Annotated in this window: 17 protein-coding genes; 6 read left to right on the forward strand and 11 right to left on the reverse strand. The window is 65.6% G+C overall.

Annotation, left to right across the window (positions count from 1 at the left end; translation table 11 throughout):
- The first annotated feature begins 17 nt into the window (after nucleotides 1-17).
- Nucleotides 18-758: an RcpC/CpaB family pilus assembly protein gene (locus AC5RVY_RS00840; RefSeq protein WP_493952829.1), complete on the forward strand. Its 741-nt coding sequence runs from the start codon at nucleotides 18-20 to the stop codon at nucleotides 756-758.
- Between the two features lie 70 nt (nucleotides 759-828).
- Here AC5RVY_RS00840 and AC5RVY_RS00845 read toward each other — a convergent pair whose 3' ends face one another.
- From AC5RVY_RS00845 to AC5RVY_RS00880, 8 genes are all read right to left on the reverse strand, one after another.
- Entirely contained in the window at nucleotides 829-5,079 is a 4,251-nt protein-coding gene (locus tag AC5RVY_RS00845; RefSeq protein WP_493952830.1) for an AAA family ATPase, read from the reverse strand.
- Between the two features lie 132 nt (nucleotides 5,080-5,211).
- Nucleotides 5,212-6,801, reverse strand: a complete 1,590-nt coding sequence (gene guaA / locus AC5RVY_RS00850) for a glutamine-hydrolyzing GMP synthase (RefSeq protein ID WP_493952831.1) — start codon at nucleotides 6,799-6,801, stop codon at nucleotides 5,212-5,214.
- Between the two features lie 112 nt (nucleotides 6,802-6,913).
- Nucleotides 6,914-7,432 (reverse strand): DUF3817 domain-containing protein, encoded by a 519-nt coding sequence (locus tag AC5RVY_RS00855; protein WP_493952832.1) that lies wholly within the window; start codon nucleotides 7,430-7,432, stop codon nucleotides 6,914-6,916.
- Nucleotides 7,429-8,286 (reverse strand): SURF1 family protein, encoded by an 858-nt coding sequence (locus AC5RVY_RS00860; protein ID WP_493952833.1) that lies wholly within the window; start codon nucleotides 8,284-8,286, stop codon nucleotides 7,429-7,431. The genes AC5RVY_RS00855 and AC5RVY_RS00860 overlap by 4 nt, the downstream gene beginning before the upstream one ends.
- Before the next feature lie 61 nt (nucleotides 8,287-8,347).
- The gene (locus AC5RVY_RS00865) at nucleotides 8,348-8,836 is read right to left on the reverse strand and encodes a PTS sugar transporter subunit IIA (protein WP_493952834.1); all 489 of its coding nucleotides are present in this window, start codon (nucleotides 8,834-8,836) and stop codon (nucleotides 8,348-8,350) included.
- A 39-nt stretch (nucleotides 8,837-8,875) separates the two neighbouring features.
- A complete protein-coding gene (locus AC5RVY_RS00870) occupies nucleotides 8,876-10,615 on the reverse strand; it encodes a glycerol-3-phosphate dehydrogenase/oxidase (RefSeq protein ID WP_493952835.1) in 1,740 nt (579 codons plus the stop codon).
- A 99-nt stretch (nucleotides 10,616-10,714) separates the two neighbouring features.
- Nucleotides 10,715-11,851: a GuaB3 family IMP dehydrogenase-related protein gene (locus AC5RVY_RS00875; RefSeq protein ID WP_493952836.1), complete on the reverse strand. Its 1,137-nt coding sequence runs from the start codon at nucleotides 11,849-11,851 to the stop codon at nucleotides 10,715-10,717.
- A gap of 61 nt (nucleotides 11,852-11,912) precedes the next feature.
- On the reverse strand, nucleotides 11,913-13,823 hold the full coding sequence (locus AC5RVY_RS00880) for an ABC transporter ATP-binding protein (protein WP_493952837.1): 1,911 nt from the start codon (nucleotides 13,821-13,823) through the stop codon (nucleotides 11,913-11,915).
- A 309-nt stretch (nucleotides 13,824-14,132) separates the two neighbouring features.
- Here AC5RVY_RS00880 and AC5RVY_RS00885 point away from each other — a divergent pair, with 309 nt between their 5' ends.
- A complete protein-coding gene (locus AC5RVY_RS00885) occupies nucleotides 14,133-16,940 on the forward strand; it encodes a GH32 C-terminal domain-containing protein (protein WP_493952838.1) in 2,808 nt (935 codons plus the stop codon).
- On the opposite strand, the gene AC5RVY_RS00890 is transcribed toward AC5RVY_RS00885, so the two are convergent.
- Nucleotides 16,870-17,163: a putative quinol monooxygenase gene (locus AC5RVY_RS00890; protein WP_493952839.1), complete on the reverse strand. Its 294-nt coding sequence runs from the start codon at nucleotides 17,161-17,163 to the stop codon at nucleotides 16,870-16,872. The genes AC5RVY_RS00885 and AC5RVY_RS00890 overlap by 71 nt on opposite strands.
- A 23-nt stretch (nucleotides 17,164-17,186) precedes the next feature.
- The gene (locus tag AC5RVY_RS00895) at nucleotides 17,187-18,185 is read right to left on the reverse strand and encodes a LacI family DNA-binding transcriptional regulator (protein ID WP_493953674.1); all 999 of its coding nucleotides are present in this window, start codon (nucleotides 18,183-18,185) and stop codon (nucleotides 17,187-17,189) included.
- Between the two features lie 163 nt (nucleotides 18,186-18,348).
- On the opposite strand from AC5RVY_RS00895, the gene AC5RVY_RS00900 reads away from it, so the two are divergent.
- The 4 genes from AC5RVY_RS00900 (at nucleotide 18,349) to AC5RVY_RS00915 (ending at nucleotide 22,363) form a co-directional block, all read left to right on the forward strand.
- A complete protein-coding gene (locus AC5RVY_RS00900; protein WP_493952840.1) occupies nucleotides 18,349-19,467 on the forward strand; it encodes a substrate-binding domain-containing protein in 1,119 nt (372 codons plus the stop codon).
- Nucleotides 19,468-19,491: 24 nt separating this feature from the next.
- The gene (locus AC5RVY_RS00905) at nucleotides 19,492-20,535 is read left to right on the forward strand and encodes an ABC transporter permease (RefSeq protein WP_493952841.1); all 1,044 of its coding nucleotides are present in this window, start codon (nucleotides 19,492-19,494) and stop codon (nucleotides 20,533-20,535) included.
- Nucleotides 20,532-21,326 carry an ATP-binding cassette domain-containing protein gene (locus AC5RVY_RS00910; RefSeq protein ID WP_493952842.1) on the forward strand — a complete coding sequence of 265 codons (795 nt, stop codon included), beginning with the start codon at nucleotides 20,532-20,534 and terminating at the stop codon, nucleotides 21,324-21,326. The genes AC5RVY_RS00905 and AC5RVY_RS00910 overlap by 4 nt, the downstream gene beginning before the upstream one ends.
- Before the next feature lie 92 nt (nucleotides 21,327-21,418).
- Nucleotides 21,419-22,363, forward strand: coding sequence for a carbohydrate kinase family protein (locus AC5RVY_RS00915; RefSeq protein ID WP_493952843.1), 945 nt, complete (start codon nucleotides 21,419-21,421; stop codon nucleotides 22,361-22,363).
- A 56-nt stretch (nucleotides 22,364-22,419) separates the two neighbouring features.
- Here the strand turns inward: AC5RVY_RS00915 and guaB are convergent, their stop codons facing one another.
- Entirely contained in the window at nucleotides 22,420-23,931 is a 1,512-nt protein-coding gene (gene guaB / locus AC5RVY_RS00920; RefSeq protein WP_050054391.1) for an IMP dehydrogenase, read from the reverse strand.
- Nucleotides 23,932-24,100 lie beyond the last annotated feature (169 nt).

Below are 24,100 nucleotides of genomic sequence, written 5' to 3' on the forward strand. Positions count from 1 at the left end.
GGCCCTAGCGTTGGCGCATGCCTGCAAACCTTCTCCGTCCTGGCCTTCTCCGTGCCAACAGGGGCCAGTCCCGGTATCTGACCGCCACCCGGCACCCCCGTGCCTCCGTGCGCCGGTCAACTGCTTCCCGCCTTGCCGGATGGCTGAGCCGGAACCGCCGGCTGGCTGTGGCCCTGCTGCTGTCCGTGGCCGCCGCGATCACCGTCCATCAGCTCACTCCCGCACCCCTCCAGACCGTTACCGCAATTGCTGCCGCCCGGGACCTCCCTGCGGGCTCGGCGATGGCACCGTCCGACATCACGCGCGTGCAGGTCCCGCCGGACATGGTGGCTCCAGGATTCCTGGACCAGGAAAGCGGATTGGCCGGGAAGCAGTTGGCGGCACCGCTGCGCAAAGGCCAGCTGCTGACGGACGCCCAGCTGCTCGGTCCCGGGCTGCTGGCCGGCACGCCTCCGGGTTCAGCCGCGGTGCCCCTTCGGATGGCGGACCCGTCATCCATCCAGCTCGTCTCGCCGGGGCAGCTTGTCAACGTGGTGCTTACGGCGGCCAACGGCTTCGACCAGCAGGCGCCGTCCGAAGTCCTGGCAGCAGCGGTACCGGTGCTGTGGACCTCGGGCAAGGGCGGGCAGAGCGGGCAATGGCTGGGCACTGCCGAAACGGACGGCCTCATCGTGGTGGCGGCAAGCGCCGAAGAGGCCGCCCGCCTGGCTGGCGCCTCAACGCAGGGGAAACTCTTCTTCGTCCTGGTGGGCCCGTAGCGGTGTGTGTCCCGGCCGAGAAGCTGACGGCCGCGCCGCGGCGCATTGGCAGGCGGCAGGCCTCGGGCTCTTAGCCCCAGTGCGGCGGCTTCTGTTCCTTCAGCCAGGCATCGTGGTCGTCTTCGGCGTCGCCCCAGCGCCGGGGATCGTCTTCCGCAGCCTTGGTGGGCAGGATGCCGTGCGTGCCGGCCTGTCCCGGGTCCTTCACCGGGCCCTGTCCCCTGTGCTGCTCCTGATCCTGTCCCCTGTCCTGGTCCCGGTCCTGTCCCTGGACCGGCTCCAGGCTTTGATCCTGGTCCGTGGCCTGTCCGTCTTGCGGCGCATTGTCGGCCGGGGCGGCCGGCTGCTGCACGGCGTCACTGTTTTGGTCTTCGGTGGCCACGGGGACCGCCTCCTTGCCGTCCTGATGATGTCCCTGGAGGTGGTCCTGGTCCGCGCCGGGCACGTAAAGGGTTGCGCCTTTACCACGCCGGGACCGCTGCTCTCCGGCATGGATGCCGTTGAGGGCCTGGTCCACGTCGTCGTCCAGGAACCCGGTTGACGTATCTGCCCGGCCCGGCAGGACAACCCGCTCGAGGCCCAGGTATCCGGCGATTCGGTCTGCGCAGGCGGACGGGTCGGTGAATACCTCGATGGTCCACAACGGCATGTAACGCCAGCCGAGGCGTTCCAGCAGTTGGGGCCGCAACCGGCTCCGTTCACGCACGCTCATGGTGCGGTACTGCTCGGTGCCGTCGGACTCGATGGCAACCGGCCATGGCAGGTCTGCGTCTTCCTGGCCCATGGTGCCCAGCGGGTCGGCAGCGGCCACCACGTCGATGGCGCCGTCGTACTGGTGCCACACCCGCGCCCCGCGTGCCCGCAGCCTGTCCCCCAGGTCAGCCACCAACGGATCGGCGCCAAGGGCCTGCTCGCTGGCGGCAGCGCGTGAAGCGGGAGTTCCGAGGTCCGTGTTGCCGGCGATCTCGCGGTCCAGCAGCGAGTACAGGTCCACTGCGCCGTGCGTCAGGCGGGTATGGTCCAGGTCCTCCGGCCGGAAGCACGTGAGCACATGCATGGACCGGCGGGCCCGGGTCATGGCCAGGGCAAACTTCTCCCGGCCACCCTCTGCGGAGAGCGGACCGAAGTTATGCAGTGCGCGGCCGTGCGGGGTGCGGCCGAAGCCCGGGGAGAAGATGACGTGGTCCCGCACCAGGCCTTGGGCCCGCTCCAGGTCAACCACGCGGAAGGACTCCGGTCCGGCGCCGAAGAATCCTGCCAGGCCGGGATGGTTCGGCAGCTGCAGCCGGATGGATTCGCCGATCCTGGCGGCATGGCGCAGGCTGGCGGTGACTACTGCCAAGGATGTTCGGGGACGGGTCCGTGCGTGTTCGAATACCAGCTGTACTACACGGTTAACCTCGGCCACCACCGATTCAACGCCTTCATGGTCTGCGCTGGGAAGTCCGGTGCCGTCCGGCAGGTACTCCACCAGGAGCGCGCGGTCCAGGCCGGTGGCGGACTGGCCCTCGGGCAGCCGGCGAAGGCCGCCGTCGTAAAAGTTCCTGCTGAGCTGCAGGACCAGGTCCTCGTCCACCGCGCGGTACATAAAGTTGAGCCGCCACACCGGAAGGACTGCGGACAATGCCTTGAAGGCACTTTCCACCCGCTGGTGGGCCGTCTCCCCTGCCGCCAGGCGCTCCACTCCCACGGTGAAGGTCCGGGGGCTGGCGATCATGGCATCACCGAAGGCGATGACCTGGCCGGCGCGGGCGATGGACGGCAGCACGGCCTGGAGCGACGTTGCCTCGGAATCCAGGATCACCACAGCGTCGAAATGCTGTTCTGCGGGCAGGAGGCCTGTCATCAGGTAGGGGCTGACGCTCCAGACCGGCACCAGGGTCCCGATCAGGTCCGGCGCCTGTGCAGTCAGTGCCGGCAGTGACACCCTGCCGTCCTTGAGCAGGCTCCGCAGCAGATCGGCCTGGCGGGGATGGGCGGCGATGGCAGCCCGCCACCGTTCGGCCAGGTCCCAGCGAAGGCGCGCTGCACCGCTGGCGATGTGGGCGTTGTCCGCCAGCCGGTATTCGGCCTCAAGCTGCCTCAGGGCGTCGCCGTCGGACATCGCCAGGTAGTCATCGCCGCTGATCATGGCTTCGAGGGCGGATTGCCACCACGCCAGTTCAAGTTCTGCCGCAACCGAATGGGCGGGCACCTCGCGCTCCGCCAGGTCGGCCAGGAGTTCACCCAGCCCGTGCTCGCGCATGTTCTCGACCAGGAGCGTGCGCTCGGGCAGGGTCTTGAGGGTATCAGTGTCCGCCACCAGGCGCTCGAGCCGCTCCATGAGCTCCTCGTACCGCACACCGGACAGGTCACCGCCGGCCTCGGTATGCCGCAGCGCCTCGCCCAGCTGTGCCAGCTCAGTATCCAGGGCTCGGTACATCGCACTGATCCCGGCGAGCCCGGACGGAACCGCAGGGTGGCGCTGGGTGGTGGCGTAGCCCGCCCACAGCGCGCGCTGTTCCTGCACCAGGACCAGCGAGCTGTGGAGGTCGGCGATGTGCACGCCCGGCCGGACATATTCCTTGGCAACGCGGCGCAGGCGCGACCGCTGCATGGAGGTCATTTCGATGCCCCGCTCGCGGCGCCAGGCTGACGGCGCGGTTGCGGAAATCAGGTCAGTGACGGGCCGGTCGAAGATGTCCGGAGTGAACTTGTCCAGGCTTCCCCGGACAGCCATCAGGAGCTCGAGCTGTTCGCCCCATTCGGCAAAAGATGCGCCCAGGCGGATTTCGGCGTGCTCTGCCACGGCGTTCATCCGCTCACGCAGGGCCGGCAGGCTCTTTTCGACGGACCGGACCAGGTCCTGCGCTTCCTCTGTTTCCTTCCGCGTGAGCAGCCGGGCGCCGTGCCAGGGGCTGGTGGTGGAAGCCTTGCTGAAGCTTCCCAGCTCTGCCGCGCGTCGGAGCCGTTCGGCCAGCTCGTCGCGGTCCCGGATGCTGTCAAGGACGCTTCGCTTGAGCCGGACGGTGGTGGCCGGCGCTGGGTGGATCGACGTCAGCTCAGCCAGTGACTGCATGGCCTGGTACGGCGAGCAGCCCCAGCGCTGCCGGACGTTGTGCAGTGACGCCACGTGGTCCATCAGGGCGTGCCTGTGCTCGGTCAGGGTGGTGTGCAGGTTCCCCAGCTGGGGCTCCAGGGATTTTTCGTTCCGGACAATCGCCCGGACAAGCTGCCCCTTCAGCTGCTGGGGAGTGACGTTTCCGGACAACTGGAACAGGATGGACTCAAGACCGAGGGTCTCCAGCTGGCCGGACACTTCATTGAGGCTGGCACGGCGGTCACCCACCACCAGGACGGTCTTTCCGGCATCCACCAGGGCGCCGATGGTGTTGATAGCGGTCTGCGTCTGCCCCGTGCCCGGCGGGCTGCTGACCACCAGGGAATCACCCGCACGGGCGGCGTCAATAACGTACTGCTGGTCGACGTCGGCATCCAGCAGGAGCATCTCGTCGCGCGGGTGCCTGCTGTCCAGCGGCGGGAACCGCTTGGGATCGGGGTCCTCGACGTCCACCACTTCGCCGCCGGCGGCGGTGGCAAGTGCGGAGACGATGGGGTTGGTGTCGTTGATCCAGGGGTCGTCCAGGTTCCCGGACAGGTCCGCGAAGGTGGACACCAGGAGGTTGTGCTGTGCCTCGGCACCGTGGATGGGCCGGATGAGGGCAGCCAGCTTGTCCAGCACGGGCTGCGGGTCAAACCGGGCGGTGCTGTAGGCGAGCCGGGTGACGGCGTTGACGTCGAAGACGATGCCGTGGATGTTCTTCAGGTGCCGCACCAACGCAGGGTTGATGTGCGCCTGCTCGGTCAGCTGGAGCTCGTAGTCGTCCTCGCCGGGACGGACCGTGAGGGAAATCGCCGTGAGCATGACCGGCGCGGAGATGCGCTGCGGTTTGCCGCCGACAGCGGAGGTCCACACCACGGTGCCGGCCGAGAGGTAGCCGGCATCGATGCCGCGGTCATTGGCGAGCTCAAATATCTTGGACCGGATGTTCCGGGAAGCCCGGGCGGCCACCACGTACTGCTGGCGGTCCCGGATGAGGGTGGAGAGCCTGGTCCGGCGCCCCGCCATCAACTGGGCCAGGCCGGAGGGGTGGGCGTGGGTCAGGTCGATGGAGCCTTCGGGCGTCTTGGTGAAGCGCAGCATTGTGTCCGCACCGGTAACGGGTTTGAGCCCGGACAGCCATTTACGGAGCTCCTCGGAGCCTTCCGGGTGGCCTTGACCAACTGACACTACTGCCTTCTTTTCTGCGCTTGCGCGTGACGCCCTGGACCATACCGGCATAGATTCGAGAGTAGCCGCTCCGGCGCCGGACTGAGAGACCGCAACACTGGCGGACGCTAAATTGCCGAGGAATTAGGGGATGAAACAGCAGTGGCCGGCCTCATCACCGGAGGCCGGCCACCACTTATGCTGCTATTCCCACTCGATGGTTCCCGGCGGCTTGCTGGTGACATCGAGCACCACGCGGTTGACGCCTTCCACTTCGTTGGTGATGCGGTTGGAGATCCTGGCGAGGAGGTCGTACGGCAGGCGTGACCAGTCCGCGGTCATGGCGTCCTCAGAGGAGACCGGGCGGAGCACGATGGGGTGGCCGTAAGTACGTCCATCACCCATAACGCCGACGCTGCGGACGTCGGCCAGCAGGACCACGGGCATCTGCCAGACTTCGTTGTCCAGTCCGGCTGCGGTGAGCTCGGCACGGGCAATCGCGTCCGCCTTGCGCAGCAGGTCCAGCCGGTCCTTGGTGACTTCGCCAACAATGCGGATACCGAGTCCGGGGCCCGGGAAGGGCTGGCGGCCAACGATCTCCTGCGGCAGGCCGAGCTGGGCGCCCACGGCACGGACCTCGTCCTTGAACAGGGCGCGCAGCGGCTCCACGAGCTCGAACTGGAGGTCCTCCGGGAGCCCGCCCACGTTGTGGTGGCTCTTGATGTTCGCAGCGCCTTCTCCGCCGCCGGATTCAACCACGTCCGGGTACAGGGTGCCCTGGACCAGGAATTTGATCTTCTCGCCGTGCGCGGCAGCCTCGGCGATAATGGCCAGTTCCGCCTCTTCAAAGGCCCGGATGAATTCTCGGCCAATGATCTTGCGCTTCGTCTCCGGATCGCTGACACCGGCCAGGGCGGACAGGAAGCGTTCCTGCTCGTTGGCGACATAGAGCTTCACGCCGGTGGCGGCAACAAAGTCGCGCTCCACCTGTTCAGCTTCGCCTTCGCGCAGCAGCCCGTGGTCCACGAACACGCAGGTGAGCTGGTCGCCGACAGCACGCTGGACAAGCGCAGCGGCGACGGCGGAGTCCACGCCGCCGGACAGGCCGCAGATGACCCGGTCATCGCCGATCTGCTTGCGGATGCGCTCCACCTGCTCCTCAAGGATGTTGCCGGTGGTCCAGTTGGGTTCCAGCCGGGCGCCCTTGAACAGGAAGTTCTCAAGCACCTGCTGGCCGTAGGCGGAGTGCTTGACCTCTGGGTGCCACTGGACACCGAAGAGGCCCTTCTCCTCGTTGGCGAAGGCAGCCACTTCAGCACCCGCCGTCGTCGCCAGCACTTCGAAGCCCTCCGGCGCCTCGTGGACGGAATCGCCGTGGCTCATCCAGGTCTTCTGGTGCTGCGGCATGCCCTCAAGGACTGAGCGGCCCTCGCCCAGGATGGTGGTTTCGGTGGAGCCGTACTCCCGCAGACCGGTCTTGTCCACCTTGCCGCCCAGGGCATTGGCCATGGCCTGGAATCCGTAGCAGATGCCGAAAACGGGAACACCGGCTTCGAACAGGTCGGCCCCAACGCTGGGAGCGCCGTCAGCATAGACGCTGGAGGGGCCGCCGGAAAGGATGATGGCGGCGGGGTTCTTGGCCAGGAGCTGCTCGGTTGTGTAGGTATGCGGAACCACTTCCGAATACACATTTGCTTCCCGGACGCGGCGGGCAATCAGCTGCGCGTACTGGGCACCGTAGTCAACAACCAGCACCGGCTTCTGGGAAGTCTGGGATGCAGTGGGAGTAGTCACCGTAATAGCCTACTTGGCGCCGTTGCACCGGCGCACCTTGAGAAGCCGCGCTGTGACGCAGCAGACGTCCTGCCGCCCGGCAACGCTGGCCTGGAGGTCCTTCAGCCGTGAATCAGTACCGCTGGGGCGCTTGGGGGTTGGCTGCGAGCTCGGCCTCCACCTCGGCATGGAACTTCTTCTCCACGATGAAGGACAGGAACGGGACCACACCGCCCAGTGCCAGCAGGACCAGCTTCAGGAACGGCCACCGCATCAGCGACCACAGCCGGAAGTTGGAGATCAGGTACACCACGTACATCCAGCCGTGGACAATAAGGACGGCCACCGAGAGGTTGACTCCGCCCAGGACGCCCTGGGGTTCAGCGTCAGCGAAGCCGAAGCCGAACGGCTGGCCGGTGACCGCGTTGGTGCCGCCGGCGAACAGGTACTGCCCGAAGCCGTACCTGACGATCAGCTCGGCGCAGAGCAGCAGCAGCATGGTGCCCGTGAGGTAGGCCAGCACCTTGTAGAACTTCAGGGCGGACCGGATCTGGGCCTCGGTGCCACCAAAGCGGCGCTTCTTGCCGCCTGTGTTTTTGCCTGCGGCTGTGTTGGTGCTTCCAGCCGGGCTGGCCGGTTTGGGATCAATCATGGCTGTACCTTTTGCTGGTTCTGTTCAGGTTGCTGGAGCTGGTGTGGTTCGGCGCGAGTATCGCCGTCCCCATCGTCAAGGGCATCTTCGAGGTCCCGGTGGTAGTCGTCCTTGACCAGCCGCCACCAGATGAAGAGCGCGAAGCCGGCGAAGACAACCCACTCAAGGGAATAGAAGAGGTTGAGCCAGTTGATTTTCTGGGCGGGCGGCTGCGGACCGATCTGGAGCGGAAGGATGTCTCCCGGCACCGCAGCGGCACTGACGTCCACGCCATTGGCCACCTCGGCGGTGGCGGCCACAAAGCCGGGATAGCTGCTGACCTCCCAGTAGTTGATGAGCTCCGCCACGGAAACCGCGGTGGCCTGCCCGGGCGCAGCGGCCCTACCGGCCAAGGGTGCCTCGGATGGCAGGAGCCGTCCTGTGAGTTCAACAACGCCCGACGGCGGCGCTCCGACGTCAGCGGGATCAGCCACCCATCCCCGGGCCACCGGGACCCACGTCTGGGGGGAGGCGGCAGCACCGCTCAGGGCGGGCGCGCCGGAGACCGCGAAGGCCGACACCACCCAGTACCCCGTCTTGCCGTCGTGCAGCCTGCCCGGCACCAGGACCTGCTTGGCAGGATCGTAGGTGCCTTGGGCACTGACCATCTGGTCGGCGTCGGCTCCGTGGAAAAAGTCCCCAGGCTGAAGCGTCCCGGTGAGGGGCTGTACCTGCTCGGCGGCCGGATTGACCGGCGCTTCCGGCTGGGTGGAGCGCCCGAACTGCCACTGGCTGAGCAGCACGAAGACCCCGGAGATCACGATCGCAAAAACAAAGCCTGCGATCCACCGGGGTTTAAGGGCTGTTTTCCACACGTCTTAACCGTACTTCGTCCCGCTGTAGAACAACTAAACGCCAGGCACTGTGGCCGTGACGTCAGTGGTCGAAAAACACCAGGCTGGAATTGATGAGTTCCGAGATGACTTCGGGGTCGTAGGCGCGCCGAAGCGATTCGCGGAAGGACTCCTTGGACAGCGAACGGGCCAGGGTGGCCAGGACTTCGAGGTGGTCCGAGAACGAGCTGGCAGGGGTAGCGATCAGCAGGATCACTGTGGCGGGGCCGTCCGCGGCTCCGAAGTCCAGGGCGTGGCCGTACTTGGCGATGCCCACAGCAATCGAGGTGCGGGAGACATATTCGCTGCGGGCATGGGGCAGCCCGATGCCGCCCGGCAGCCCGGTGGCCAGCTGGTGTTCACGGGCGTTGACGTGCTCCAGGAATCCGGGCAGGTCCGAGACGCGGCCGGCGGCGTAAAGGCGTTCGGCGAGCTGGGTGGCGGCGTCTGCCTTGTCCGTTGCCTCCAGCTCCAGGATCACCATGTCAGGGGTGGTGAGGTCGGCATCGTACCGGTCAAGTGGTTCCGCCAAGGCGTATCCCTTCAGTGAGGAGCTGGTGCGGCGGGCCCCTCAGCGCAAGGGCACGATATCTTCCACGCCCAGCCGGGCGGCGTCTGCGGATTCGTCGTCCGGCTGCTGCTGGCTCAGGCGTTCCGCCTCCACCCGTGCAACGTAGTGCCTGATCTCGTTTTCGCGCTGGGCGTCGCTCCAGCCAAGGACGTCACCCATCAGTTTAGCGACTACCGGAACGGCTGCCACACCGCGGTCCCACGCCTCAATCGAGATCCGGGTCCGGCGTGTCAGGACGTCGTTGACGTGGCGGGCGCCTTCATGGGTCGCAGCGTATACCGCCTCAGCCTGCAGGTAGTCATCGGCGCCGGGGATGGGCTCGGCGAGGGCAGGGTTTTCCTTGATGATGGCCAGCACTTCGGGGGTCATGGAGCCGTAGCGGTTGAGCAGGTGTTCTATTCGCGCCACGTGCACCCCCGATTCCTCGGCCGTTCGGTTCCGCCGGTTCCAGGCAGCTTTGAAGCCGCTCGCGCCCAGCAGGGGGATGGTTTCCGTGCAGCTGGGCGGGACCCGTTCGTCCATGGTCCGGGTGGCCTCGTCCACCGCGTCCTTGGCCATGACGCGGTAGGTGGTCCATTTGCCTCCGGCCACCACCACCAGGCCGGGCACCGGATGTGCCACCACATGTTCGCGCGACAGCTTGGCCGTGGAGTCGTTTTCCCCGGCGAGCAGCGGGCGCAGGCCGGCGTAGACCCCTTCCACGTCTTCGCGGGTCAGCGGACGCTTCAGGACCGTGTTGACGTGCTCCAGGATGTAGTCGATGTCCTTGCTGGAGGCGGCGGGATGGGCTTTGTCCAGGTGCCAGTCGGTGTCCGTGGTGCCGATAATCCAGTGCCGGCCCCAGGGAATAACGAACAGCACCGACTTCTCCGTGCGCAGGATCAGTCCCACGGTGGACTGGAAGCGGTCGCGCGGAACCACCAGATGGATGCCCTTGGAGGCACGCACTTTCAACTGGCCGCGTTCAGTCACCATCGCCTGGGTTTCGTCGGTCCAGACGCCGGTGGCATTGATGACCTGCTTGGCGCGGATGTTGAACTGCGTCCCGTCTTCGTGGTTGACCACCTTGGCGCCCACCACCCGTTCACCTTCGCGCAGGAAGCTCACCACGGCCATTTGGTTTACAGCGTGGGCACCGTAGTAGGCAGCCGTGCGGATGAGGTTGGCGACGTACTTGGCATCGTCCACCTGGCCGTCGTAGTACCGGATGGAGCCCACAAAGGCGTCATCCTTCAGGCTTGGCGCAGCACGCAGTGTTCCGCGTTTGGTGAGGTGCTTGTGGAACGGCACTCCCCTGCTGTGCCCGCTGGAGACCGACATGGCGTCATACAGCGCAATTCCGGCGCCGACGTAGGGGCGCTCGATGAAGGGTTTGGTCAGCGGATACAGGAAGGGCACGGGCCGGGCCAAGTGGGGCGCGAGTTCGGAGAGCAGCAGCCCGCGTTCCTGCAGCGCCTCTTTCACAAGCCCAAAGTCGAGCATTTCCAGGTACCGCAGTCCGCCGTGGATGAGCTTGGAAGACCGGGAAGAGGTTCCCGCCGCCCAGTCGCTCGCCTCCACGATGCCCACGTCCAGGCCACGGGTGACGGCATCCAAGGCAGCTCCGGTGCCCACGATGCCCCCGCCGACAATGAGGATGTCCAGCTCCTGGCCGGGCTCGGCCGTCGACCTCAGCCGCCCGATCGCGGCCTCCCTGGCTGCGGGTCCCAAGGCTCCGCCGTTGTCAGGAAAACTCTTCATTGAACGCCTCCACTGCCGCTAGTCCCGGTGTGGAACCACACTACTTCGTTGCGGCACGCTTGGGCAGGGCGGGAAAGGTTCGGGCTGCTGCCCCCTGGGTCAGTTCCCGGAGTAGGGGGAAACGACGACGTCGACGCGCTGGAATTCCTTCAGGTCCGAATAGCCGGTGGTCGCCATGGAGCGGCGCAGGGCACCAACGAGATTCGCCGTTCCGTTGGTGTGGTGGCCGGGTCCGAAAAGCACCTCTTCAAGGGGTCCGACCGTTCCGACGTTGACGCGGTCGCCGCGGGGCAGCTCCAGGTGGTGCGCCTCCTGCCCCCAGTGCCAGCCCTTGCCGGGTGCCTCTTCCGCACGCGCCAGGGCGCTGCCCAGCATCACGGCGTCCGCGCCCATGGCAATCGCCTTAACGATGTCGCCGGAGGTGCCCATGCCGCCGTCGGCGATCACGTGGACGTACCGCCCGCCGGACTCGTCCATATAATCGCGGCGCGCGGCTGCGACGTCGGAGATGGCCGACGCCATGGGCGAGTGGATGCCCAGGGCACGGCGGGTAGTGGTGGTGGCGCCGCCGCCGAAGCCCACCAGCACGCCGGCCGCGCCGGTGCGCATGAGGTGCAGTGCGGGGGTGTAGCCGGCCGCGCCGCCCACGATGACGGGAACGTCCAGCTCGTAGATGAACTGCTTGAGGTTCAGCGGCTCGTGGTCCTTGGACACGTGCTCGGCGGAGACGGTGGTGCCGCGGATAACAAAGATATCGACGCCGGCAGCGACCACCGTCTTGTAGTGTTCCTGGGTGCGCTGAGGGGTGAGGGAGCCGGCCACCGTCACTCCGGCTGCCCGCATCTCAGCCAGCCGTGAGGTAATCAGCTCGGGCTGGATGGGCGCCTTGTACAGCTCCTGCATCCGGCCCGTCACTGCCGGGCTGTTGACCTCGTCCTCGAGTGCGCCGATCTCGTCCAGGATGGATTGGGGATCCTCATACCGGGTCCAGAGCCCTTCGAGGTCCAGCACACCCAGGCCGCCGAGCTTGCCCAGGGCAATGGCTGTTGCCGGGGACATTGCCGAGTCCATGGGGGCTGCGATCACGGGCATGCTGAACTGGTAGGCATCGATCTGCCACGTGACGGAGACGTCCTTGGGGTCGCGGGTACGACGGTTAGGGACAATTGCAATGTCATCCAGGGAGTAGGCACGACGCCCACGCTTGCCACGGCCGATCTCGATCTCGTAAGTCACTGGTCTAGGTTATCCCAGGCGGACGCATCGCCCGCCCGGGTACGTGCCGCCGCGGAGGAAGCTATACCCCTTCGACTGGGCCCACCCCGGCGCGGTTCCCTGGCAGGGCGTGCGAGGCCCGGTCGCCGGTGGGGACGGTGAGCTGGGATTCGAACATGCGGAAGTAGCGGCCGCCCAACGACACCAGTTCCTTGTGCGTTCCCTGCTCCACGATCCGGCCGTCCTCCAGCATGTACACGATGTCCGCCTTCTCGATGGTGGCGAGGCGGTGGCTGATGGCGATGATGGTGCTGCTCCGGTCCGCGAAAAGACGGGTGAAGATGCGGTGCTCAGCCAGGGCATCGATGGCCGAGGTGGGCTCGTCCATCACCATGAAAGAGGCATCCCGGTAGAAGTTCCGGGCCATCGCCAGCCGCTGCCACTGGCCGCCGGACAGTCCACTGCCTTTGCGCCCGCGGGGATCCTCCATCCAGTTGCTGACGTGGTTGTCCAGCCCGTTGGGGAGCTTGTTGATGAAGTCCAGCGCCTCGGCGTCCCCGGCGGCGCGGCGGATGCGGTCGTCGTCCCGCGGAGAGTCGACGTCGCCGAAGTAGATGTTTTCCGCCGCCGTAGCGAACTCGTACTTGAGGAACTCCTGGCTCAGGACTGCCAGATGCCGGTGCCAGGAGGTGACGTCGACGGCGGCGAGGTCCACGCCGTCGAGCATTACCTGCCCGGAATCCGGGCGGTAGAGGCCCGCGAGGATGCGGATCAGCGTGGATTTTCCGGCGCCGTTCTCCCCCACGATGGCGATGTGCTGGCCTTCGCGGATGGTCAGGCTGATGCCGCGGATCACCTCGATGTCGCTGCCCGTGTAGGTGAAGCGGATGTCCTTAAGCTCAACCGTTTTCGGCGATTCCAGCAGCGGCGGGGCATGCTCCGAGTGCACCGGCAACGCCATAAACAGCTCGTAGTCCTTGAGGTTGGCCAGGTCCTCGTCAATGGAGCTGAGGGAGGACACCAGGTTGTTGGCCGTGGACAGCGCCCGGCTCACGATCTGCTGCACGTAGAGGAACTGGCCCACCGGCTGTGCGCGGGTGATGATCTGGCCCACCACCCAGATCAGCGAGACAACCTCCGCGCCGTACTGGAGCGCGTCCGCGGCAAGCTGCTTGGGGATGTAGCGGCGCTGGAAATCAAGACGCCGGCGCTCGTCCGCGTCGCGCAGGCGGGAGCGGAGGTCCATCAGGAAGCCGACGATGCCGTACAGGCGCATCTCCGCAATGTGCTGGGGCCGAAGCAGGTTTTGTTCGATCATCCGGCGCTGCCGGCGCGAGTCCACCTGCGTATTCCAGTGGGCAATCTGCTCCCGCGACAGCTTGAACTGCAGGTACACGCTGGGCACGATGGCCACCAGGACAATCACGGCGATCCACCAGCTGACCAGAAGCAGTGCCCCGATGGCGAGGATGACCGAGACGAGCTGGGTGAAAATCGCGGCAATGCGGTCCAGTACCCGGGCGTACGAGTCGGAGAAGCGCTTGGCACGGTCGTACAGATCCACGGTTTCTTTATCGTCGTAGCGCCAGAACTCGAGGGCGAGGAACCGCTCGTACATCTGGTCGCCCACGATGGCCCCCACCTTAAAGCTCATCAGCTGCTGGATATAGCGGTCCACGCTGTTGAAGGCGCCCCAGAAAAGGCCAAGCGCGGCGGTGATGATCACATAGACGATGGCCAGCTGGCCCGCACCGGCGTCCCCGGCATAGGCGGCTGCCAGCGCCGTGGTGGTGAGCGCGGCGAAGTAGGTGGTCACCAGGGGAAGGACGGCCGAGATCAGGGAGCCGAGTACTTTCATGACCACCGCGCCCGCGGAGGCCCGGAAGCTGACCCGCAGTACCTGGGCTACCGCCCGGGCATAGGGCCGCAGCGCCAACCGGCGCTGCGGGTCGCGTTGGGGGGTGAGTTCCGCCGGATGGCGTGCTGGGGGCATGCCTCAAGCCTAGGACGCGTCGCCGCTTTAAGTAGCCGTGAGGTTGAGCACCGCAGCCAGCCTGCCTGTGCTGTCTGAAGTCCGCCGAGCAACCTATCGGGAAACGGCAAAGGGACGTGACAACGGTGTCTATTGGTCCGTACTAGAAACGGTTTCAGTTGAGTAGATGTGCTCCACTGATCACTCAAGGAGAGTGCGTTGACTTGTCTTCTGGACTTAACTTACGCTCCCTCTCGTATGACATCGTTGTCAAACCAAGCGCGCGACGAAGGGCGGCTTTGCAGTATGCACAGCAAACAAAGTAGAAGTATGCGGATCCTTTCGGCCCTGACCCTCACCGGGTCAATACTGGCGGGAACCTTGGCCGGGGCCGGACCGGCGATGGCAGGAAAGCCGGACGGAAATCCTCCCGCCGGCCCGACCACAGGGAGCACCCTGGGGCAGGAGCAGTACCGGCCCGCGTACCATTTCTCGCCGGCGAAGAACTGGATGAACGATCCCAACGGAATGGTCTACCACAAGGGGGTCTACCATCTTTTCTTCCAGCACAACCCCTCCGGAAACACCTGGGGCAATATGTCCTGGGGGCATGCCACCTCCACTGACCTGGTGCACTGGCAGGAGCAGCCGCTGGCCATCGCCACGGACGACCAGGAAGACGTGTTCTCGGGCAGCGTTGTGGTGGACAAGAACAACTCATCCGGTCTCGGGACCGCAGAGAACCCGCCCCTGATTGCGATTTACACCAGCGCCTACAAGGACGCATCGCCACACCGCGGGTTGCAGGCCCAGTCGCTGGCCTACAGCCTTGACGACGGGCAGACCTGGACCAAGTACAGCGCCAATCCTGTCCTCAACCGGAACTCCGCCAACTTCCGCGACCCGAAGGTCTTTTGGTACGGCACTCCCGACGGCGGCGGCTACTGGGTGATGGCAGCCGTCGAGGCTTTGGACCACAAAGTACTGCTCTACAAATCCACCAACCTCAAGGACTGGAACCAGCTCAGCGAATTCGGGCCGGCCAACGTCACGGGCGGGCTGTGGGAATGCCCCGATCTCTTCCCCTTGGCTGTGGATGGCGACGCCAACAACGTCAAGTGGGTCATGGTGGTCAACATCAACCCGGGCGGCGTAGCAGGCGGGTCGGCAGGCCAGTACTTCGTGGGCAGGTTCGACGGCACCACCTTCACCTCTGAAACCACCAAACCCAGTGATGCATTGCCGGCCGGAACGCCCGTCGCCGGCTTCAACGACGGCACGTACAACGGCTGGACGGTGAACAATGAACCGGGTAACTGGAAGAACGGACCATTCGGGGATGCACCGGCAGCGGGAACACTGCCGGGCCAGAACATCGTGGGCGGATACGCCGGCGCCGGCCTGGTCAACTCCTTCCACGACGGCGACTGGCCTTTGGGAACCATGTCTTCCCCGGACTTCAGGGTGGACAGCGACTACATCAACTTCCTCGTCGGCGGAGGCCAACACCCACGGATCTCCGACAAACTGGACAACACACCCCCGCCTGGAGACCTGTTGTTCAACGGCTTCGAAGTACCTGATGGAACCACGCTCGCCGAAGCCGGCTGGACCGGCACCGGTGACCTCGCGCCGTCGTACCAGCCCGCCACGGCCGGAGGTGACTATTACATCGGCGCCAAACGGATCAACACCTTCGAAACCGGTGGCGCTCCGGGCGACGACCGGCAGGGCACCCTCACCTCTCCCGAATTCACGGTGACGCGAAACCACATCAGCCTGCTGGTCGGCGGGGGCCACCGTGCACCCGAAACCGGGCAGGTTTTGGAGGCCCAGTTGCTGGTGGACGGGAACGTCGTTCGCACCCTCGCAGGAGACGACGCCGGCCAGCTCAACTGGAAGGGCTGGGACGTCTCCGAATTCGCCGGAAAGCAGGCCCGGCTCCGAATAGTGGACCAGGCAACCGGCGGCTGGGGCCACCTCACGCTCGACCACGTTATGCTGACCGATCAGGCGGCGGTGCCCCGGTCCGACGAAACCACGGTAAACCTCGTCGTCGACGGCCAAGTGGTCCGCACGGCGACGGGCGCCAACAGTGAAGTCCTGGACTGGGCGTCGTGGAACGTCGCGGAATACCGCGGCCGCCGAGCACAGATCAGGATCGTGGACAACAACCGCTTCGGCTGGGGCCACATCCTGGCGGACGAGTTCGTTGCATCCCCACGGCCGGCGCAGCCGCGGATCAACACCTACGACTGGCTGGACTACGGCCGCGACTACTACGCCTCCGTCTCGTTCGGCAACATGCCCCAGGACAAGCGTGTGATGCTCGGCTGGATGAACAACTGGGACTACGCCAACAGCATCCCCACTTTCCCATGGCGAAGCGCCATGTCCCTGCCACGCGAGATCGGCCTGACGCAAACGCCGGACGGCCCCCGGCTGAGGCAGCAGGCAGTGAAGCAAGTAGATTCACTGGCGTCGGCGCCCAGCTACCGGAGCACTGCAGGCATGGCCATCGCACCGGGAACCCACGTCCTGCCGTCCCCGGCGTCCGGAAATGTGCAGCGGATCGACGTGACTTTCGCGCCAGGGAGCGCGGCGAAGTCCGGGATCACCGTACTCGGGAACGGAACATCGTCAACGGTCATCGGCTATGACGCCGCCACGAAAGAGGTCTATGTCGACCGCGGGAACTCGGGCAATGCCGGCTTCCACCCGCTGTTTACATCGGTCGATTCGGCGCCGGTTACGGTGGATGCCCAAGGCAATGTGACGCTCCGGATCTATGTCGACAGGTCCTCGGTGGAGGTATTCGCCCAAGGCGGCCTGCAGACAATCACCGATCAGGTCTTCCCGGCCGACGGGGCCAAGGAGGTGGCGCTGTTCGCCGAGGGCGGCGTTGCACAGTTGAAGTCGCTCACTGCCACCCCGATGAAACAGGCCATGTTCCTGGACTCCCTCAAAGCGGTCAACGCCGGAGGGAAGGCCCGGGGCTTACCGGGTAGACTTCGGCAGGCTCAGCCACCGGTGTCCGGTGCCTGGGCCTGCCGAGACCCCAGCGTCACTATTCCACCGGCTGCAGCCAGGTCAGGACCGATCCGTCCCCTTCGATGTGTCCTGCCAGTTCGGCATTGAATTTCGCTCCGTATTCAGCGGTGATGTGCTCCTGGAAGGCGTCGTCGTCCCGGTACACCTCGAAGACGAAGTACTCGCGCGGGTTGGACTCCCGGGTATACGGGAGGAAAACTTCGTTGCCCGGTTCGCGGCGCACGTGCCCGCTCAGTTCCCGCATCATCTCCGCCACCCGCTCTTCGCTTCCGGGCTTAACGGTGAATTCGGCGTACAGGGTTTTGGCCATGGATTTCCTTCTTTCTGTTGTGGTCAGTCCGACGGCGGCAGCTCGCCCGAGCCGCGCACGATCAGTTCGGAGGGGACGACGTACGTCTGGGGAGCGTCGTCGTCGCCGTCCATGCGGGCGAGTAACCGCTCGGCGGCGAGTTTACCGATCCGCTCGGGATGCTGGGCAATGACAGTGATTCCGGGGTCCATCATGTCGGCGAGCGTGAAATCATCGAAGCCCACCAGCGCCACCTTCTGGCTGGCTCCCCGTTCGCGGAGCGCCTTCATAGCGCCGAAGGTCACCAGGTTCTGACTGGAGAAGATGGCTGTGGGCGGGTTGTCGGAGGCAAAGAGCTCATGCGCGGCCAGGCGGGCCAACTCCTCATCATGGAGGCCCTCGCGGACCTGGACACTTGACGTGGCAACACCGGCCCGCGCGAGTTCCTCCATGAATCCCCGCCGCCGCTCCCTTGCGGTCTGAATGTCAGGGCGGTCGCCAAGGTAGGCCACCTTGGTGTGCCCGTGCTTCAGCAGGTGGGCTGCAGCACGCGCGGAGCCGGCTGCGTTGTCCGTCACTACGGCGTCGGCCTCGATCCCCACCGGCTCGCGGTCGATAAAGACCAACGGCAAGTCGCGGGAGTGTTCCGGGATGACGTACGCCTGACTGCGCGCGATCGGTGTTACCACCAATCCATCCACCTGCCGCCCGAGGAATGCAGCAACCAGGGCCTTCTCCCGCTCCGGATCGTCATCAATGCTTGCCGCGAAAACCGCGATGCCCCTCGCCGTGAGCGTGTCCTCCAACGCGCGGTGGATCTCGCTGCTGAACGGGTTGGCGACGCTGGGGAGGAGCAAGCCGATGGACAGGGTCTTTCGGCCGGCCCGCCTTAGGCTTCCCGCCGCCATGTCCAGCTGGTAGTTCAACTGCCGGGAAGCTCCCAGGACCCGCTGGCGCGTGGCTTCAGAAACCCCCGCCTCATCATTCATGACCCGGGAGACGGTTTTGATGCCAACCCCCGCCAGGGCGGCCACGTGGCGCATGGTCGGCCGGCTTTTGTTCATCTCTACTTGATAACGATCTGACATCGTTGTCACAACCTCGCTCTTCATGATCGGTTCTTACTTGACTCTACAGTGTGATGCTGGTTACCTCTTGTTTGACATCGTTGTCAGGCACGGACAGTGCCCTAACACAGGAGATTCAATGTTGAGTTCCAACACCCCGCGGACCGCCGCCACCCGTCTGTTCGCAATGGGAGCAGTCCTGACTCTCGGCGCCCTCAGCCTGTCGGCATGCGGTGGCAACTCGTCTGCCGGCGGATCCACCGAGGGAAGCTCGTCCGATAAAATCGGTGTCTCGCTGATCGTCAAAACCACGTCCAACCCCTTCTTCGTGTCCATGCAGGACGGCGCCAAGAAGGCCGCAGCGTCCGACGGGGTGGACCTCAAGCTCGCGGCCGGCAAGGCCGACGGCGATGAGGATACCCAGATCCAGGCCATCGAAAACGCAATCTCCAAGGGCGACAAAGGGATCCTGATCACCCCCAACGGTCCGTCCGTCGTTGACGCCCTGAAGAAGGCCAAGGACGCCGGGCTGTTCGTCATTGCCCTGGACACTCCGCCGGACCCGGCCGATGCCGCCGACATCACCTTCGCCACCGACAACTTCGCCGCAGGCGAGTTGATCGGCAAATGGACGGGCACGCAGCTTGCAGGCAAGAAGGCCACCATCGCCCTCCTGGACCTGTTTGACGACAAGATCGTGTCCGTGGACTACAACCGCGACCAGGGTTTCCTCTCCGGACTCGGCATCGACACCGCGGACGCCAAGAAGAACGGTGACGAAGCCAAGACCGGCAAGTACACCGCCGGCAAGGGCGGCGAGTACGAGATCGTCGGCAGCCAGGCTTCCGGAGGCAACGAGGACGGCGGCCGCACCGGCATGGAGACCCTGCTGGCCAAGAACCCGAACATCAACGTCGTCTACACCATCAACGAGCCCGCAGCCGCCGGCGCGTACGAGGCCCTGAAGTCGGCCGGCAAGGAAAAGGACGTGCTGATCGTCTCCGTTGACGGCGGCTGCGCCGGTGTTAACAACGTCAAGTCCGGCGTCATCGGTGCCACCGCCCAGCAGTACCCGGTGAAGATGGCCGAACTGGGCGTCAAGGCCATCGTGGATCTCGCCAAGACCGGCAAGAAGCCGGAAAATTCACCCGGCCTGGACTTCTACAACACCGGCGTGGAACTGGTCACGGACAAGCCCGCCGACGGCATCAAGAGCATCACCACCACTGATGCCACCCAGATCTGCTGGGGCAAGTAAGTCCGGACTGTGACAGGAGCAATCGTGACCAAGCAACAGACAGCAGGCCCTCCGGTGACCGGACCGGACCTGGCTGAAGAATTCCTCGACCGCCAAACCCCGCTGAGCCGGATCCGCAATGTCCTGCACCGCTACCCGGCACTGAGCCCGGCGATCGTGCTGCTCGTTGCAGTGGTGGTGTTCGGCCTCCTCAATGACCGCTTCCTCCGGTTCGAAAACCTTTCCCTGATCACCCAGCAGGTTTCCGTCGTCGGGACCCTGGCCATCGCTCAGACCCTCATCATCCTGACGGCAGGCATCGACCTCTCCGTCGGCGCCGTGATGATCCTGTCCTCGATGGTGGTGGCGCAACTGGCGGTCAGCAACGGCGTTCCCGGCCCGCTCGCACTTCTGGGGGGACTCGTCGTCGGGCTGGCAGCAGGTGCGGTCAACGGCTTCCTGGTGACGAGGTTCCGGCTCCCGCCGTTCATCGTGACCTTGGGAACCCTGAACATCTTCATCGCGCTGACGCTACTGTACTCGGGCGGTTCCACTGTCCGCGGCTCCAGCATGCCGGGCCTGCTCACCTGGATGGGCAGCACCTTCCCGGTGGGCCCGGTGCGTATCTCGACCGGCGTGATCATGATGCTCCTGCTCTACGTGGCCGTTGCCTTCATCCTGGGCAAGACCGCCTGGGGACGGCACGTCTACGCAGTGGGCGATGACAAGGAAGCGGCCCGGCTGGCCGGTATCCCCGTGAACCGGGTCCTGATGAGCGTGTACCTTGCAGCGGGCGCCGTCCTCGCGATGGGCGCCTGGATCCAGATCGGCCGTACCAACGCAGCAAGCCCCAACGCGGGCGTGGACCTGAACCTGGACTCGATTACCGCCGTGGTGATCGGCGGAACCAGCCTCTTCGGCGGCCGCGGTTCCGTCTGGGGCTCCCTCCTCGGAGCCCTGATCGTGGGCGTCTTCCGCAATGGGCTTTCCCTGGCCGGGCTGGACGTGCTGTTCCAGACCCTCGCCGTCGGCGTCCTCATCATCATCGCTGTGTCCGTCGACCAGTGGATCCGAAAGGTGAAGTCATGACCTCCACCGGGCTTGAATCCCCCGCCACCGAAACGCGGCAGCCTATCCTCAGGGCGCGCAACCTGGTCAAGACCTTCGGCAGGGTTGTTGGCCTGGACGGCGTCAGCCTGGACCTCTACCCCGGGGAAGTGCTGGCCATCATAGGCGACAACGGCGCCGGCAAGTCCACGCTCATCAAGTGCCTCACCGGCGCTGAAGTCCCGGATTCCGGCGAACTCCACGTCTCCGGGAAACAGGTGCACTTCAAGCGGCCGCAGGACGCCCGAGCCCATGGCATCGAGACCGTGTACCAAAACCTCGCCGTGTCACCCGCCCTGGACGTCGCATCCAACCTCTTCCTCGGCCGCGAGGAGCGCCTGCCCGGACCGCTCGGAAAGGTGTTCCGGGTCCTGGACACCAAGGGCATGCGCCGCAAGGCGAAGGAGGAGCTCACCCGCCTCGGAATTTCGACGCTTCAGGACGTCACCGTCCCCGTCGAGAACCTGTCCGGCGGCCAGCGCCAGGCTGTGGCTGTGGCCAGGGCGGCAGCGTTTGGTTCCAAGGTGGTGGTGCTGGATGAGCCGACGGCGGCACTCGGCGTGCGGGAGTCCAACCAGGTCCTCCAACTGGTCCGCGACCTCCGGGACCGCGGCCTTCCCGTCATCCTGATCAGCCACAACATGCCGCACGTGTTCGACGTCGCGGACCGGATCCACATCCAGCGCCTGGGCAAGTGCGCCGCCACGATCACCCCGAAGTCGCACACCATGACGGACGCGGTGGCCATCATGACCGGCGCGGCCACAGCCTGACCACCGTTTAACCTATCCACCAATTCCCTGTTCGCGGACCTGTTGCCTGCCCGGCGGCAGGTCCGCGTGCGGCTTCACGAAAGTTTGTTCACATGCTCCAGACCCTTGGCTCCGGCTCCAACGCCGGTAATCCCGACGTCATTGTGGTTGGCGAAGCACTCGTCGACGTCGTCAGCACCTCGGAAGGCACGGTGGAGCACCCCGGCGGTTCCCCGGCCAATGTGGCCTACGGCCTGGCACGGTTGGGTGTGCGGACCAGCCTCCTGACCTCGATCGGCGACGACGAACGCGGCGCCCTGATCGAGCGTCATCTCGGCAGCGCCGGAGTTGTGCTGCTGCCCGGGTCAAAGTCGGCAGGCCGGACGGCGTCCGCTACCGCCACCTTGGGTGCTGACGGCTCAGCCAGCTACGACTTCGACATTTCCTGGCAGCTGCCGCCGGTGCACCCCGCCTACCTCCCCAAGGTGCTCCACACCGGCTCGATCGCCAGCTTCCTGGGGCCGGGAGCAAGTTCCGTCAAGAGCCTCCTGGAACAGGCGCACCGCGAATGCCTGGTTTCCTACGACCCCAATATCCGTCCGGCGCTCCTGGGCGGCCACGCCGAGGCCCTCGCTATTTTCGAAGACCTCGCTCCCCTGACGGACGTGGTCAAGCTCAGCGACGAGGACGCCCGGTGGCTCTACCCTGAACTGACGTTTGAGGACGCCGCCGCCCGGATCCTGGAACTCGGTGCCGGCCTGGCCGTGATCACCATGGGTTCAGCGGGTTCGCTCCTGGCAACACCGGCCGCCCGGGTGCAGATTCCTTCCGTTCAAACGGTGGTGGCAGACACCATCGGGGCAGGCGATTCCTACATGGCGGCCCTGATCTACGGACTCCTGTCCCGGAGCACCGATGGTTTGCCGCCGTCCGTCCTCGAAACCCTGGGCAGCACAGCATCAAAGGCCGCCGCCATTACGGTGGGCCGGCCGGGCGCCAATCCCCCTACCCTCGAGGAGCTTTCGCCGGAACTCCAGGCGGCCGTGCAGGGGCATTAAATGCAGGAGGAGGTGGGGAAAGTTCCCCACCTCCTCCTGCATTCAAGCCCGTGGGATCAGCGTGATCCGTAGTTCGGTGCCTCGACGGTCATCTGGATGTCGTGCGGGTGCGATTCCTTGAGGCCGGCAGGGGTAATCCGGACGAACTTGCCGCGGGCCTTGAGCTCGGGGACGGTGGGTGCACCGGTGTAGAACATGGTCTGGCGCAGGCCGCCCACCAGCTGGTAGGCCACCGAAGCCAGCGGACCGCGGTAGGCCACCCGCCCTTCGATGCCTTCGGGGATGAGCTTGTCGTCGCCGGAAACATCCGCCTGGAAGTAGCGGTCCTTGGAGTAGGAGGTGTTCTTGCCACGGGACTGCATGGCGCCCAGGGACCCCATGCCGCGGTAGGACTTGAACTGCTTGCCGTTGACGAAGATCAGCTCGCCCGGTGATTCATCGCAGCCGGCAAGGAGGGAGCCGAGCATCACGGTGTCGGCGCCGGCCACGAGGGCCTTACCGATGTCGCCCGAGTACTGCAGGCCGCCGTCGGCGATGAGGGGAACCCCGGCGGGGATGGCTGCCTTGGCGGATTCGTAGATCGCCGTGATCTGCGGGACGCCCACGCCGGCCACCACGCGGGTGGTGCAGATGGAGCCCGGTCCCACGCCCACCTTGATGCCGTCAGCGCCGGCGTCGATCAGGGCCTGGGCGCCTTCCCGGGTAGCGGCCTGGCCACCGATGACGTCCACGTGCGCTGCCACGGGATCGGACTTGAGGCGGCGGATCATGTCCAGCACGCCCTGCGAGTGGCCGTTGGCGGTGTCCACGAACAGGGCGTCGACGCCGGCATCAACCAGTGCCATGGCGCGTTCCCAGCCGTCCCCGAAGAAGCCGATGGCGGCACCCACGCGCAGGCGGCCTTCGTCGTCCTTCGTGGCCAGCGGGTACTGCTCGGCCTTGGTGAAGTCCTTGGTGGTGATCAGGCCCTTTAGCCGGCCCTGCTCATCCACCAGGGGCAGTTTCTCGATCTTGTTGGTGGCCAGCTTGTGCGAGGCCTCTTCGCGGCTGATGCCCACGTGCCCGGTGACCAGGGGCATCTTGGTCATCACGTCGCTGACAAGCCGCAGCGGGAAGTCGGACTCCGGCACAAAGCGGGTGTCGCGGTTGGTCACGATGCCCAGCAGGCGGTTGTCCTCATCAACGACGGGCAGGCCGGACACACGGTACTGGGCGCACAGGTCATCGAGTTCGCGCAACGTGGCTTCGGGCCGGATGGTCAGCGGGTTGGTGATCATGCCCGATTCGCTGCGCTTCACACGGTCCACCTGGTCCGCCTGGTCGGCGATGGACAGGTTGCGGTGCACTACGCCCAGCCCGCCCTGGCGCGCCATGGCGATGGCCATCCGGGACTCGGTGACGGTGTCCATGGCTGCGGACAGCAAGGGCGTCTGCACGGTGATCCGCTTGGAAATCCGGGAGGAGGTGTCCGCTTCGGAAGGGATGACCTCGGTGTGGCCCGGAAGGAGCAGGACGTCGTCGTAGGTCAGGCCGATGAAGCCAAAGGGGTTGTGTTCGGGCTCGGTCATGAGTGCGCCTCTTACCTTGGTTGCGTGCGGGTAGGGGTTGCAGCCGATGACCAGCCCGTCATTACGGGACTGGCCTGTGCAGAAGAGCAGACCACCGCATGATGCGGCGATCCGGAGGTCAGAAAGTATTGAGTAAATATTAGAACCTCGGCGCCGATCCCCCTATTCC

It is taken from the genome of Arthrobacter sp. Ha26, assembly GCF_059091705.1.